Origin of the sequence: Vibrio antiquarius, assembly GCF_000024825.1 — a bacterium.
Lineage (GTDB): Bacteria > Pseudomonadota > Gammaproteobacteria > Enterobacterales > Vibrionaceae > Vibrio > Vibrio diabolicus.
In genome coordinates this window covers 878,561-893,226 of record NC_013457.1, presented here as the reverse complement: position 1 = coordinate 893,226, position 14,666 = coordinate 878,561, and the positions used below count along the sequence as shown (strand labels likewise).

Sequence of the window (14,666 nt, the reverse complement as noted above, 5' to 3'; positions counted from 1 at the left end):
TTCTGACAATAAGCAAATTTAACTTAATAAATATTTATTGGTGAATTTATTAATGCTTCATGGCGTGAATATAGTAGTTATTTTACGTGTAAATTAAATCCTGAACCTCTATTTTTATTTTTTCGGTATTACTTCTCTATTTTTATTGTGCTGACTGTTCCCTAACAAATAGAGGGAAATCCAGCGATAAAGTGTCCGTGATGGAAACTCTGAGTCATTTGTATTTCCATTGCATCCCAACGTTGGTAGTTCGAATCAGCAAGAGAACTATCGTTTAAACCCACATGACACACTCATCTCGGTCTTACCCGTGTTATGTGGGTATTTTTTATTTAACTTGTCACTTAACTCTTCTTTAAATTCAATAATCAAAAATGACCATGATGAAATTTAAATGGATTGCATGTTGAATAAGTTTAGATTTTACTGGTATTTAAAAGTTTTGTTTATAATACTTATAACTTGAAATTTTGTATTTTAATTATTGTTCATCTATATTTAAATATAAAAGTAGACTCATGTATATGAAAACAAAATGGCCACGATATTTCGTGGCCATTTTTAATCATCAACGTATTTATGATGATTAAGAGTTTAACCTATAAGAAAGTCTTATTAAAAGCGAAACTCTTCTAAGTTATTGCTGCTTTCCAACATTTTTTCAGCAACATAACGATGCGTGGCTGTGGTTGGGTGAGTCACATCCCAGAACACAAACTTATCTGCGCCAGATGCCGCGCACTCTGAGCGTAATGAATGGGTGTACATGTAATCCACAGAAGATGAGCGGTTGATGTCCAGACAAGGATCACTTGCATTCACGAACCCGTGTTCTTCTGGTGCCGAGGTTAACGTCTCAAACAGCGCGTGCGTATCAAACAATGAAATGTTGTAACCTTGAGCTTTATAGTACATCGCTTGTGCTTTGATGAACTCGTTCATTTTCAATACTTTCGCGCGAATCGTTTCAATTTCTTCCTGCGTTGAGTATTTGAACTGTGGTGCTTTGGTTGCGTCTGGCAGTGTCATCAACATGAAGTTCTTCGCGCCCGCGTCTGTTAGACGAATCAGAGCTTCAGCGTAATCCGCTTTTACTTCCGGCACGCTACGGTTGTAGTTCATGAAATCATTTAAACCAAACTCCAACGTAAACAATGTGTTTGCTGGGTTGTAGTTTTTCGCCAGTTTTGTGTAGGTCAAGTAAGAAGAAACTTGTTCGCCGACACCTGTTAGCGCAATGTATTGGTTCTCACCTGCTGCGCCGCCAACTGCCCAGTTATAAAGCGGTAAGTTTTTGGCTTTAGCAACGTATTCCGTCCAAACAAAACCGTTCGAGAAGTGACCTAAGAACCAGCTGTTTGGGTTAGGGAAGCGCCATTGGGAAGCGTTAAAGATGTTGCCTGTATCAGATAAGCTGTCGCCCAAAGCCACTACTTTGTTGATTTGATCTGGTTGCATTGCAGCATCATTGCTCCAGATCGTGTGGTTATAAGAATAGCGATTGTCAGCAGCAAAAAACGTAATGTCTGCGTTCTCGTTCGCCAGATCTAGTGTTTCTTCACAGCGCTGGCGAATCACGTTTTGTGAAGTGTTGGTGTAGAACATGTTTTTAAATGAAACAGAGCTCCACCAATAACCGTCGATAGTGAAGTCACTACCATCTTGGTTTTTCGCCCATTTCCAGTCGGTAGCCGCATCATCCTTAGAGTGGCTCGTACGATACCAGCAGCGAACGTAAGTATAGGTTTGATTTTCTTGCGTGCTGACCACTTCAGACGCAGAAACCATTTCTGGTGATAATGTTGGCTCCTCTGCAACGGCAGAGGCAAGCGGAAGTAATGCAGTTAATAGTGTGATTGTTTTTTTCATCATTCACTCTTCTTGTAATGGTTATGGTTCCGAATACGTGAATACGCTCGGCTATAACAGTATTTAGATGAGAATTTTTCTCACTAAACCTTCTAATTCTGAGTAAATACTCAAGACAGTCAACAACTAAATATTCAATATTTCAGTTTTGGCACCACGGTCAAAAAATCCATTCAGCATAGCAATCGATTAAATGTGTATTATTTAGAATAATTACTCACTAACATTAATTTAACATGCACTTTTTGTTAATTAAGTGATTGCTTTATAAGGTTTTGTTTATGCTTTTTGATGTTAACTAAAAATGTTTATTGAATGATCTTTTGTACAAAGTTGTATATTCATGAAACAAATTGTTTGGCATTTTGGGCCTATAAACTATAGCTGAAGCTCTCATGCGAACATCATGGTGATGACTTTTCATGAGAATATAGTGAATAAAAATTAGCTCAAATAAGGAATAGGGCAAATGCACTACACAACAAGCAAAAAACAAGGCTTATTTTCGTTGTCTGCCGTAGCGATAGCACTGACCACTTCTATGTCAGCGTTTGCGGCTCCACCAATGGGATTTGATGAATCTAAGTTACCGACGAAGTACATCGTCAAATTCAAAGAAGATGCAGTCAGCCGATCTTCAATGGGTGGTAACTCTTTTTGGGGACCACGAATCGCGCAGGAGTCTGTTTTAGAACAGGTGAAGGCACGTAAGGTGGAAAAACTAGGTAATCGCGCCATTTACAGCGTTGAGTTGGATGGTGATGACTTAGAACCACTTCGTAATCGCAGTGATGTGGAATATGTCGAAGTCGATCCGCCTCGCTATTTGCTCAGCGAAACCACCCCGTGGGGTTATGAAGCGGTTAATGCTCAACAGTTAGACGACTTCAATGCTGGTAATCGCACTGTATGTATTATCGATTCAGGGTACGACATCTCGCACAACGACCTAAGCGGTAACCGTGTTGCAGGTACCAACGATAGTGGTACAGGATCATGGAGCGATCCGGGTAACAATAACGCCCACGGTACTCACGTAGCAGGTACTATCGCAGCGATTGCCAACACCGAAGGTGTAAAGGGAGTGATGCCAAACCAGAATGTGAATTTGCACATCGTGAAAGTATTTAACGAATCAGGTTGGGGTTACTCATCTGGGCTTGTTAAAGCGATCCAAACGTGTGCAGATAATGGTGCCAACGTTGTGAACATGAGTCTTGGTGGTAGTCAATCAAGCCGAACTGAGCAAAATGCACTGCAAAACATTTACGATCAAGGCGTTCTGCTAATCGCCGCAGCTGGTAATGACGGTAACACCGCACACAGCTACCCAGCTTCTTACGATTCAGTTATGTCTGTTGCTGCTGTCGATAACCAAAATGATCATGCGGCGTTCTCGCAATCTACTGATCAAGTTGAGATCTCTGGCCCAGGTGTGGCGATCTTATCAACGGTTACGGTAGGCGAAGGTAAACTTTCTGATATTACCTTGAATGGCGTAAGCCAATTTGATCGCGGTATTGTCCCTCACAATCGTTTGATCAATAACGGTTCTTCGTATGTGCCAGATCCAATCGCTGGTTCAGTAACAGCAATGCTAGATAGCTGTGATGTATCTGGCGGTAACTTTAACTGTGGTGATATGTCGGGCAAAATTTGTTTGACTGAACGTATTGGCAACCAGTCTTCAGGTAACTACCCAGAAGTGGATGCGGTTCAAGCTTGTTACAATGCAGGTGCACGAGCGGCAATCGTATACAGCAACTCTGAACTACCTGGTTTACAAAACCCATTCTTGGTAGACACAAACAACGCTTATCGTATGGTTTCGGTGACGGTTGACCGTGCATTTGGTCAAGAGCTGTTGGGGTATGTTGGTCAAGAAATTACGGTTTCAACCACCTCTGGTGAAGATTACGAGTACTACAATGGTACATCGATGGCAACACCTCATGTAACTGGCGTAGCAGGCTTGGTGTGGAGTTACCACCCAACGTGTACAGCAGCGCAAGTACGTAATGCCCTAGTTCAAACGGCAACAGACATTGATGTCGCTGGACGAGACAACCGCACAGGTCACGGCCTAGTGAATGCGGAAGCGGCGAAACTATTCTTGGATGCGGGCTGTAACGGTCCTGACGGTGGCGGTAGCTCTTCGGACTCTAGCTTCTCAAACACCAGCCCTGTTGCGATTCCTGACAACAAATCTTCTGGCGCAATCAGCGCAGTAGATGTCGATCGCTCTGGTGATTCAGGTACAGTAAGTATTGACGTTGATATTAGCCACACTTACATCGGTGACCTACGAGTGACGCTAACTTCACCTACTGGTGGAGAAGTCGTGCTTCACGATAATACTGGCGGCAGCGCTAACGATATCAAAGCCACTTTCCAAGCGGATTTCTCTGGTTTTGAATCACAAGGTTCTTGGGAACTAAAAGCGGTAGACAGTGCCAGAAGAGACACAGGCACAATCAACAGTTGGACTCTGACTTTTCAATAAGGAGTGGCTATGAAGAAGTTGACCTTACTTTCTTTGTCTGCGGTGAGTGCTACCGCACTATTGGCAATCGGACTAAGCTCGGCCAGCTTGGCGAACAATCAAGGATTTCCGCTCGTGGATGAACGTTCTGAACAAGCTGAGCAACAACCTACGCGTTACTTTGTTAAGTATCACAAAGGGAAAGAGAGCGAAGTGAGAGCGCTTCTTCGTCAACATAACCTTAAAGTGGTTGATGCGTTGGTGAAGCAACAGGTACTGGTGGTGAGCGGCGAACAAGCTGACGTCGATAAGCTATCTGGTAACGAATCCGTTGAATACACCGAGCAAGAACCAACGAGAAAGTTGTTGTCTCAATAAGATAGCCTCAATATGAAAAACGCCCCTCACGTGAGGGGCGTTTTGTTTGAGTGCTTTTCCTGCTAGAGCCTTTGAGAGATGAATGCCGACGAGCCTAATTCTGCATTCATAAGAATAAAAGCTTAGCGCACAATCAGGCCAAGTAGGATACCTACAATGCCGAAGTCAGCGTCACTGAATGTTGTGTTTGCAAAGCCAAGATCACCCAGTACTGGCATTAGGAAGACAGGTAGGAAAGTAATCAGTAGACCTTGTGCAAAAGCACCCAAGATTGCGCCGCGACGACCACCTGTAGCGTTACCAAATACACCTGCAGCAGCACCCACGAAGAAGTGTGGAACGACACCAGGGATAATCACAGTAAGACCCATCACGTAAAGTAGGAACATACCCACAAGACCCGCCGCGAAGCTTGATAGGAAGCCCACTAATACTGCGTTTGGTGCGTATGGGAATACAACCGGACAATCAAGCGCAGGTTTTGCGTTTGGTACTAGTTTGTCTGAGATGCCTTTAAATGCAGGAACGATTTCTGCGATAACCATACGTACACCTTGCAGGATAACGTACACACCACCTGCAAATGTGATGGATTGCATTAGCGCAAACATAGACCAATGTTTACCGCCACTGACTTCACGGACAAAATCACCGCCAGCGAACAAACACGTCACCACAAAGATGATGCCCATGGTGAACGAGATCGCCACTGGTGTATCACGTAGGAACAACAAGCTTTTAGGGACATTCATCTCTTCAGTAGAGTGTTCTTTGTTACCGAACTTGCTGCCAATAAAGCCAGCTAGCACGTAAGAAAGGGTAGAGAAGTGACCAATCGCAACGTCATCAGAACCTGTAACTTGCTTCATGTACTTGTGAGCAATCGCAGGGAAGAACACCATCACAGAGCCCACAACCAGAGAGCCAAGTGCGATCAGTGGAACGCCTTTCATGCCGCTAGAAGCAAGGATCGCCGCTACCATCATCGACATAAATAGCGTGTGGTGACCTGTTAGGAAGATGAATTTCCATGGCGTGAAGCGAGCGATCAAGATGTTCACTAACATACCGAAGAACATGATCATCGCCATCTCTTTACCAAACGCTTCTTGCGCGATAGAGACGATAGCTTCGTTGTTTGGAACCACGCCTGTGATGCCGAACGCGTGTTGGAAAATCGTCGCAAAGTCACCCAGAGAAGTCACAACCAGACCCGCACCCGCGCCAAGCACGATGAAACCAAGAATGGTTTTTACTGTACCTTTAATGCACTCGGTGACCGGTTTTTTCTGGGCAATTAAGCCGATTAGAGCGATGAGACCGACCAGAACCGCTGGCTCTGATAGGACATCGTTCATTAAGAAACTGAAGAATTCCATAACGCCACCTTATAGAGCGCCAAGCTCTTGAAGTGCCACAGATAGACGCTCTTTCATTGCCACTTTGTCGACCATGTTATCAAGCGCAACGATGCGAGGTTCAACGCCAAGTGCGTTCAACTGTTCAACGATGTCGTTAGTACCGATGAAGATGTCACAATCCGTACCTTTTGCAGAACCTAGATCGATATGATCCACTTCTGCGTTTACATTCAATTCTTTCACGATGCCTTTGATGCTCATTTCCATCATTAGGCTAGTACCAAGACCGTGACCGCAAACAACCATAATTTTCATAATTCAGACCTTTTCTTTTTTATAGGGGGTATACCCATTTGTGAATGGGGTATGTCAGGAGTAAAACTTAATATTTGTCGATGATCGCAAGAACATCTTCTTTGCTTTGAGCGTTGCAGATGGCCTCTACGTGCTCTTCATTCATAAACAATTCCGCCAGTTTCGAAATCGCATCAACGTGGCTATTACTGTCCGTTGCCGCTAGCGTGACCAGCATTTTTACTGGGTCATTTTCTTCAGAGTTAAAATTGACGCCGTTTTGGATCACCGTGATCGCCAGTGACAAACGGTTAACGCCATCTTCAGGGCGAGCGTGTGGCATCGCCATGCCCGGACCTACCACGTAGTAAGGGCCAAGCTCTTCGTGCGAGCGGTAAATTGCTTCAGCGTAACTTGGTTCTATCGCGCCATTTTCAATCAAAGCTTCACAAGATTTGCTGATCGCATCTTTCCAGTCGGTTGCGTCAGAATGGATGCGAATGACATCAGAGGTAATCAGTTCACGTAGCATTGGAATGTTTCCGATTTGTTGTTTTGTTGCTGCGTACTTTATCGATCAATTTGCCAGAAAAACCTGAGAGTGATCACAAATGGTAGCGCTATCTGATAGCGCTACCATTAATTGTGATAGCGCTATCATTTTTATCAGGCATCGAAGTTTCATGTGCTGGTGTTCGAGTTCTAATGCGCTAATATCAAAACCATTAAAGCGCTGTGATAAGATGTTGCAGCTGAAATTAGAGAACATTAAATAAAAACAATGAGCGAACCTCGCAAACGAAGAAGTACCGGCAACGTCACTTTGGCTGATGTCGCCAAACAAGCAGGCGTAGGCACGATGACGGTGTCGCGAGCATTACGAACGCCAGAGCTGGTATCCGATAAGCTGAGAGAGAAAATTCAACAAGTGGTTGATGAGCTCGGCTATATCCCGAACAAAGCCGCAGGGGCACTCGCATCTGCAGAAAGTTATTCCATCGCTCTTATCATTCCGTCACTGTTTGAAAAAGCATGCGCGCATTTCTTACCAAGCTTCCAACAGGCGTTAAACAAAGCGGGTTATCAATTATTACTGGGTTACAGCGACTACTCGATTGAGCAAGAAGAAAAGTTGCTTTCGACTTTTTTAGAGAGCCGTCCTGCGGGCGTTGTACTGTTTGGAAGTGAGCATAGTCAGCGAACGCATCAACTGTTAGAGGCGTCAAATACGCCAGTGTTAGAGATTGCCGAACTGAGCTCAAAGGCCAGTTATCTCAACATTGGCGTGGATCACTTCGAAGTGGGTAAGGCCTGTACCAGACACCTGATTGAACAAGGTTTTAAGAACGTTGGTTTTATTGGGGCGCGCGGGAATCACTCAACGTTGCAACGCCAGTTACACGGTTGGCAAAGTGCGATGATTGAAAACTATCTCACCCCAGATCATTTTCTGACGACTCATGAAGCGCCATCTTCACAATTGGGTGCGGAAGGATTGGCGAAGTTATTGCTGCGCGATTCAAGCTTGAATGCTTTGGTGTGTAGCCATGAGGAGATAGCAATTGGTGCGCTCTTTGAGTGCCATCGCCGCGTGCTCAAAGTCCCGACCGACATTGCCATTATTTGCCTTGAAGGCTCTTCTATGGGGGAGCACGCTTACCCAAGTTTGACATCTGCAGAATTTGATTATGAGCGCATGGGCACCAAGGCGGCAGAAAAACTGTTGCATGCCATCAAAGGTGAGCCAGAAGAAAGGCCAACCAGTATGGGCTTTAAGCTAAAGCGTCGAGCAAGTACCGCGATTAATTGACACCTCCGCTTTCCATAAACACAAAAAGCCTCTCAAGATGGAGAGGCTTTTTACATTCTGAATTCATGAGCGAAAACTACGGACGTTCGCCCGCGGCTAGGCGTTGTTCGATATCTACGATCACCTCTGGCAGATCGGAGATGGTATCGATTAAGTAGTGAGGTGCACTCTTGATAAACTTCGCGCGTGCTTTTTCACGAGCTTTCTCTAAGGTTGCTTCGTCTGCGGCTTGGTATTCTTCAAATGTCAGACCCGCTTCGTTACCAGAAAGCAGCAGACCCACCGTCCACATGCCCGCATTGTGACCTTCAAAGATGCCTGGTGCTGAATCGTCCACTTTGACGCATGCTTTAACGTCGGTTACACCAAGCTCAATCACGTTTTTCAGTGCCATAAATGGTGCTGGGCGACCACCTTGGGGCAGATCGTCTGTCGCGACAACGTAATCTGGTTGGTAGCCGTAGTCCGCTGCAACTGGAATCAATACGTCCATCACCTCACGCGGGTAACCAGAACAAGAACCGATCTTGATGCCTTTGTCTTTCAGACCGTTCACAACTTCAATCGCATTGAGGATTGGTTCTGCGTGGTCAGCCACTTTTGCTTTTTGCAGAGGCATAAATGCCGCATAGATAGCGTCGATGTCTTCGCTGGTCATTGAGCGCCCAAACTTCTCGTTCCAACGCTTATCAACCGCAGGAATGCGACCCACAGCTTGAATGTGGTCCCACTTACCAAGCCCCATTGGTTCACGCGCCTCTTCAAGGTCGATATCGAAATCAAAGCCTTGCTTGAACGCTTCCACAAAGATGCTGGTTGGCGCGAAAGAGCCGAAATCGACGATAGTGCCAGCCCAGTCAAAGATCACTGCTTGAATTGGTGAGTTGCTCATGTTCAATCCTTTTTCTTGCTTGCCAGAGCGCTTGCCCACTCGTTGGAACCGCGCTCAGGATAAATTGGTTTTTGTTGAGGTCTATTGACTCTAGGTTTTGTTGACCTTTTGCGGTTAAATTTTGTTCGAGATAAAAGCGTTTTAATCGCGGCGAGAGGTTTGTAGCCTAGTCATTCTAAGCACAACACCTCACAACAAAGAGTAAAACGCTTTTAGCCGAACCCTTCGGGCAGCGTTTGTGGTTCCTTTCTTCTGCGTTATCGGCTTATCAGGTAGAACAGCTACAACTCAAAGCCTCTGCCTTGCATAAAGAACCCACAAACTGCTGCAAAAATCAGCTCAAAAGGTCAACAAAACCTAAATGTAGTTAAAGTCTTTACACATTTTGGCGATGGCTTCTTCGAAGATCGCCAACGCTTCTGTTAGTTGTTCGCGGGTGATGATCAGCGGTGGGCTGAGTTGAATCACATTGCCTTGCGATACCTTGAAGCTCATACCGTTATTTAGGCATTGGTACAGCACAGCTTCCGCTTCGTCATACGCGCGTGTTTTGCTTTCGTGGTCAGTGACCAGTTCAATGCCCCATAACATGCCGATGCCGCGCACATCGCCAATCACTGGGTATTTGGCTTTCATCTCTAGCAGCTTTTCACGCATGAACTGGCTGTCGGCTTTGGCTTTATCTAGCAAGCCGTCTTGCTCAATAGCTTCCATGGTTGCCAGTGCCGCAGCACAACCGACAGGGCTTTTCTCATGAGTGTAATGACCCATGGAGATTTGCTCGGCGGTGTTGTATTTGTCTTTGGTTACCATGGCTGCGATAGGCACTAAGCCACCACCCAAACCTTTACCGATGCAGAGCATATCTGGCTCGATATCGTAGGCTTGGTAGGTAAACCATTCACCGCTGCGACCCATGCCGTTAGGGATGTCGTCGATGATCAGCATGACATTGTGTTTGTCACAGATTTCACGGATGCGTTTCCAATAGGCTTTACTTGGCACTTGAACGTCGGTATTACGAACTGCTTCTGCGATAAACGCGCCCACGCCGCCTTCTTTCTCAATCACGTATTCAAGGTAGTCGGCGTAATGCACGTCGCTGCCGTCCGCGACAGGGAAAGCACCTCGGTAAGACACCGCTGGTGGGATGCGTTCAACACCTGCCATTAATGGTCCCATGCCTTGGCGGAAACACGCTTCGCCGCCAACTGAGATGGCATCCAACGATGCACCGTGGAAGGAGTCCCACAACGACACCACCTTGTAGTTGCTCGTGATGTGGCGGGCTAGTTTAAGCGCCATGCCAACCGCAGATGTGCCACCCGGAGCAAACAACACGCGATTCAACTCGCCGCCACAGATTTGGGTGAGTTTTTCGGCACATTCAATCGCGGTCTCGTTGGTAAAACGGCGTGGTGAAAACGGAAGTTTGGCAATTTGCTCTTGCACGCGTTTAATCACATGCGGATGACCGTAGCCCAGTTGATGGACGTTATTGCCATGGAAATCCATGTACTTTTTGCCGGTAGCATCTTGGATGTAGATGCCTTCTGCTGCTTCCAAGGTATCTAAGCAAGGCGTTGACATGGCTTGATGAAGAAAGACCTCCGAATCACGCTTCAGTAATGCTTGCGTGCGTTCGTCATCCATCGATGCATTCCAAGCTTGGCGCGCCGGTGTCGTGTTGACATCGCCTTCGCTGCGGAAATGGGTCGGTTTGATATTCTGAGTCATAACGCTCTCTCAATCAGAAGGTTGCTTTACGCAACTTGCCAATACATTGCTTTTTCAATCGCACCGATTAAGCGCTCGATATCTGCTGGGTAAACTTCACCAATGTTGCCGATACGGAAGCAATCTGCGTTCGATACCTTACCCGGATAGATCACGAAGCCCTGCTCTTTCAAACGTGTGTAGAACGCTTTGAACTGGTAATCACTGTGCGTCGGAGAGTAGAAAGAAGTGATGATTGGCGAATGAAGGTCATCACTCAGTAGTGGTTCGAAACCCAGAGAACGCATTCCTGCAACCAGTGTTTTCTGGTTAGTTTGGTAACGGTGATGACGCGCTTCAATGCCGCCCTCTTGTTCCAGTTCTAACAAGGCTTGGTAGAAAGCGCGAACCGTGTGCGTTGGAGACGTGAAACGCCATTTGCCGTGGTTCACTTCCATGCACTGCCATTGGTCGTACAGATCAAGGCTCAAAGAACGTGCCTGACCTTGGCACTTTTCTAGCTCAGTTTGTTTCGCAATCACAAAGCCAAAACCCGGTACGCCTTGAATACATTTGTTTGCAGAGCTGATCATAAAATCGATACCTAATTCTGCGATATCGATAGGAATGCCACCAAAGCTCGACATGGCATCGAGAATCACCACTTTGCCGTGCGCTTTGGCCGCAGAAGCAAATGCCTCAATTGGGTTAAGCATGCCAGTGGTTGTCTCACAGTGAACAATCGCCACGTGTGTGATTGTAGGATCCGATGCCAATGCAGTTTCCACCTCGTTCAAGTGTGGCTGTGATGTTTCTCCTGGGGAAACTACATGGCATGGAATATTTAGATAATCAGCGATCTGAGCGATACGCGCACCGTAAGCACCGTTGTCGACAACCAACAATTTTCCATCTTTGCCAATGGCGCTGCCAATCGTCGCTTCTACTGATGCGGTGCCGCTACCTTGCATTAGTACGCTGGTGTAGCCGTCTTGATCCGTCGCCAGTTTTACAAGCTTAGTGCGGATCACTTCTACAATGTCTTTGTTGTATTCATCATCCCAAGTACACCAGTCTTTTAGCATGGCTTCACGTACCGTTTCAGAAGTAGATAGAGGACCTGGAGTCAGTAGTAGGTATTCGTTTTTCATCTCGATTTCCATCAGAATAGGCTAGTTGGTCTACACCAAATTTCGAGTTCACTCTAGCGAGGAAGAAAAGGGCAGTAAATAGGTGAATCTCCAATTTCATAAAACTTTAATATCCAGAAAATGGCGGATCAATTGAACGATTATTCATCGCAAATTTTCGTAAAACTGCCATTTAATGGTCATGATTTCGTCACAAAGGCTCAGTAGGGTGGTTATCGTCAACTGGTACAGACCAAATTAAAACTTAGCCAAATTAACTGGAGAAAATGATGAAAAACCGTTTGATGAAAGGATCGCTGGCTGCACTTGTCTCTCTGCTAGCTACGAATGCAATGGCAGCACAGGAAGTCACGGTTTACACCGCTTTCGAAACTGACATTCTTGCGAAATACAAGTCTGCGTTTGAGAAAGATAACCCAGATATCAAGATTAAGTGGGTTCGCGATTCCACCGGTATCATGACGGCGAAATTGCTGGCAGAAAAGAACAACCCTCAAGCGGAAGTGGTTTGGGGTCTTGCTGGCTCGTCAATGGCACTGCTTAAAGATGAAGGTCTTCTGAAGCCTTACACACCAAAAGGTTTGGAAGAGCTGCACGCGAACCTAAACGACCCTCAATCAAACCAAGCTTGGTTTGGTAACGATGCGTTCTTTAACGCAGTTTGTTTCAACGAAGCGGTAGCGAAACAACTTAACCTACCGAAACCAACGTCTTGGGAAGACCTAACGAAGCCGGTTTACAAAGGTCACATTGCAATGCCTAACCCAGCTTCTTCAGGCACTGGCTACATGCAGGTTTCTGCTTGGCTACAAAACATGGGTGAAGATCAGGCATGGAACTACATGCGTGACTTAGACAAGAACATTGCACACTACACGCACTCGGGCTCTAAGCCATGTGTTCAAGCGGGTATGGGCGAAGTGGCTATCGGTATTTCGATGGCGAGCCGCGGCGCGAAGCTGAAAACACAAGGTGCACCACTAGCGGTTATCACGCCAAAAGGCATCGGCTGGGAATCAGAAGCCGTTGGTCTAGTAAAAGAGTCTGATGCATCGAAGCGTGTTGTCGACTGGTCAATCTCTAAAGCAGCAAACGAGCTTTACGTAGAAATGTACCCAGTGGTTGCACATAAAGAAGTGAAAGCGACCGTTTCTAACTTCCCGAACGTTCAAGAGAACATGGCGAAGATGGACTTCGCGCAAATGGGCAGCAAGCGTGCAGAGATTCTAGCGGCATGGTCTGAGAAATTTGACGCGAAATCAGAGCCAAAGTCTTAATTGAATTTGCTTTGAGTTGAATGCTGAAATCCACCTCGGTTGAGGTGGATTTTTTGTTTTCTCTTTCGATTTCAGAGTTTGTTGAAAGTAGATTCCTAGTCTCACCTAGGTTCGCTGGAATGACGGACTTAAGAAAGTTGGGAGCTTCTATCCGCACTCACAACGTCATTCTCGAGAGCGACGAAGGAGTGAGTCGGGAATCTCTAATTACCACTTGAACAAACCTTATCTCCCTTCATCTATTTGTCATCTTCTGGCTATAAATTTGTCATTGGAACGTAACACTCCAAAACTAAAGTTGGTATATACCATTTGGAGCGTGTATTATGTCAACTAACCAACATTACCTAAATATCGAAAATGTAGTGAAGCAATTCGGACAGTTCACTGCATTAAAGAAAATCTCGCTAGCGATTGAAAAGGGCGAGTTCGTTTGTTTTCTTGGTCCTTCTGGCTGCGGTAAAACCACTCTGCTACGTGCTATTGCAGGTTTAGACCTACCAACATCTGGTGCGATTTTTCAAAACGGTCAAGAGACCACATTCCTACCACCAGAGAAGCGCGATTTCGGCATCGTATTCCAATCTTATGCTTTGTTTCCGAACCTAACTGTGCAAGAGAACATTGCGGTGGGTTTGAAGAACCAAGGCATGTCGACCAAAGAAGCATTAGAGAAGGTGGATTACTGGCTAGAAACCATTGGTCTTCCAACCTCTGGCGAGAAATTCCCTAACCAGCTTTCTGGTGGTCAACAGCAGCGTGTTGCTTTGGCTCGTGCATTGGCGTTGTCTCCGGGTCTACTGTTATTGGATGAGCCATTATCGGCGCTGGATGCAAAAGTGCGTGTTCACTTACGTGACGAGATTTGTAAGCTGCAACGCAAGCTTGGCATCACCACCATCATGGTTACGCACGATCAGGACGAAGCGCTGTCGATGGCGGATCGTATCGTGGTAATGAACCATGGCGTGATTGAGCAAGTTGGCACACCTCAAGAAATCTACCAACAACCAGCAACGCGCTTTGTCGCTGAGTTTGTCGGCAGCATGAACTTTATTGAAACCTCCGTCGCGACGGACTCCCAAGTACGCATTGCAGAAACCCTGATGCCAGCGCCAAGCTTGACCAATCGTAAGATCCAACGTGGTGACCGCTTCGACCTTGCGGTGCGTCCTGAAAGCATCAAGTTCGTTGAAAACTACACCAACTCTTTACCTGTGCGAGTTACCGCAACCGAGTTTCTAGGGGCGTTTTTCCGCATTGATTGCGTATTGCAAAACGACAGCTCAACGAAAACCATCGTCGTGGATGTGCCTGTGGAAACGGTTCAAAAACTCAATATCAAGGCGGGCGATGTACGTTACATCCAGTTTGCTGAAGAAGGGCTGCATGGTTACGCCGTGCCCTCGGTTGATAAAGCGCTAGCGGCGTAGGTG

At 46.1% G+C, this 14,666-nt stretch carries 12 protein-coding genes; 5 read left to right on the top strand and 7 right to left on the bottom strand.

All coding sequences use genetic code 11. From position 1 onward, the window contains the following. Positions 1 to 615: 615 nt before the first annotated feature. Positions 616 to 1,872, bottom strand: a complete 1,257-nt coding sequence (locus VEA_RS18855; RefSeq protein ID WP_005395362.1) for a type 2 secretion system lipase — start codon at positions 1,870 to 1,872, stop codon at positions 616 to 618. A 466-nt stretch (positions 1,873 to 2,338) separates the two neighbouring features. Between VEA_RS18855 and VEA_RS18850 the strand changes: the two genes are divergently transcribed. Together VEA_RS18850 and VEA_RS18845 are read left to right on the top strand one after the other, a co-directional pair. Further along, the gene (locus tag VEA_RS18850) at positions 2,339 to 4,372 is read left to right on the top strand and encodes a S8 family serine peptidase (protein WP_006741281.1); all 2,034 of its coding nucleotides are present in this window, start codon (positions 2,339 to 2,341) and stop codon (positions 4,370 to 4,372) included. A 9-nt stretch (positions 4,373 to 4,381) separates the two neighbouring features. After that, on the top strand, positions 4,382 to 4,729 hold the full coding sequence (locus VEA_RS18845) for a hypothetical protein (protein WP_005395359.1): 348 nt from the start codon (positions 4,382 to 4,384) through the stop codon (positions 4,727 to 4,729). Between the two features lie 122 nt (positions 4,730 to 4,851). Here VEA_RS18845 and VEA_RS18840 read toward each other — a convergent pair whose 3' ends face one another. From VEA_RS18840 to VEA_RS18830, 3 genes are all read right to left on the bottom strand, one after another. After that, positions 4,852 to 6,108: a PTS ascorbate transporter subunit IIC gene (locus VEA_RS18840; protein WP_006741282.1), complete on the bottom strand. Its 1,257-nt coding sequence runs from the start codon at positions 6,106 to 6,108 to the stop codon at positions 4,852 to 4,854. 9 nt (positions 6,109 to 6,117) lie between these two features. After that, on the bottom strand, positions 6,118 to 6,405 hold the full coding sequence (locus tag VEA_RS18835; RefSeq protein WP_005374080.1) for a PTS sugar transporter subunit IIB: 288 nt from the start codon (positions 6,403 to 6,405) through the stop codon (positions 6,118 to 6,120). A gap of 67 nt (positions 6,406 to 6,472) precedes the next feature. Beyond that, positions 6,473 to 6,916, bottom strand: coding sequence for a PTS sugar transporter subunit IIA (locus tag VEA_RS18830; RefSeq protein WP_006741283.1), 444 nt, complete (start codon positions 6,914 to 6,916; stop codon positions 6,473 to 6,475). A gap of 249 nt (positions 6,917 to 7,165) precedes the next feature. Between VEA_RS18830 and VEA_RS18825 the strand changes: the two genes are divergently transcribed. After that, positions 7,166 to 8,194, top strand: coding sequence for a LacI family DNA-binding transcriptional regulator (locus VEA_RS18825; protein ID WP_005463961.1), 1,029 nt, complete (start codon positions 7,166 to 7,168; stop codon positions 8,192 to 8,194). A 76-nt stretch (positions 8,195 to 8,270) separates the two neighbouring features. On the opposite strand, the gene phnX is transcribed toward VEA_RS18825, so the two are convergent. The 3 genes from phnX to phnW form a co-directional block, all read right to left on the bottom strand. After that, a complete protein-coding gene (phnX, locus tag VEA_RS18820; protein WP_006741284.1) occupies positions 8,271 to 9,086 on the bottom strand; it encodes a phosphonoacetaldehyde hydrolase in 816 nt (271 codons plus the stop codon). A 357-nt stretch (positions 9,087 to 9,443) separates the two neighbouring features. Next, entirely contained in the window at positions 9,444 to 10,823 is a 1,380-nt protein-coding gene (locus VEA_RS18815) for an aspartate aminotransferase family protein (RefSeq protein WP_006741285.1), read from the bottom strand. Between the two features lie 26 nt (positions 10,824 to 10,849). Further along, on the bottom strand, positions 10,850 to 11,953 hold the full coding sequence (gene phnW, locus VEA_RS18810) for a 2-aminoethylphosphonate--pyruvate transaminase (protein WP_006741286.1): 1,104 nt from the start codon (positions 11,951 to 11,953) through the stop codon (positions 10,850 to 10,852). Between the two features lie 266 nt (positions 11,954 to 12,219). Here phnW and VEA_RS18805 point away from each other — a divergent pair, with 266 nt between their 5' ends. Both VEA_RS18805 and VEA_RS18800 read left to right on the top strand, forming a co-directional pair. Continuing rightward, positions 12,220 to 13,230, top strand: a complete 1,011-nt coding sequence (locus VEA_RS18805; RefSeq protein ID WP_006741287.1) for a putative 2-aminoethylphosphonate ABC transporter substrate-binding protein — start codon at positions 12,220 to 12,222, stop codon at positions 13,228 to 13,230. Positions 13,231 to 13,556: 326 nt separating this feature from the next. Further along, a complete protein-coding gene (locus VEA_RS18800; protein ID WP_005432488.1) occupies positions 13,557 to 14,663 on the top strand; it encodes a putative 2-aminoethylphosphonate ABC transporter ATP-binding protein in 1,107 nt (368 codons plus the stop codon). The last annotated feature ends 3 nt before the right edge of the window (positions 14,664 to 14,666 follow it).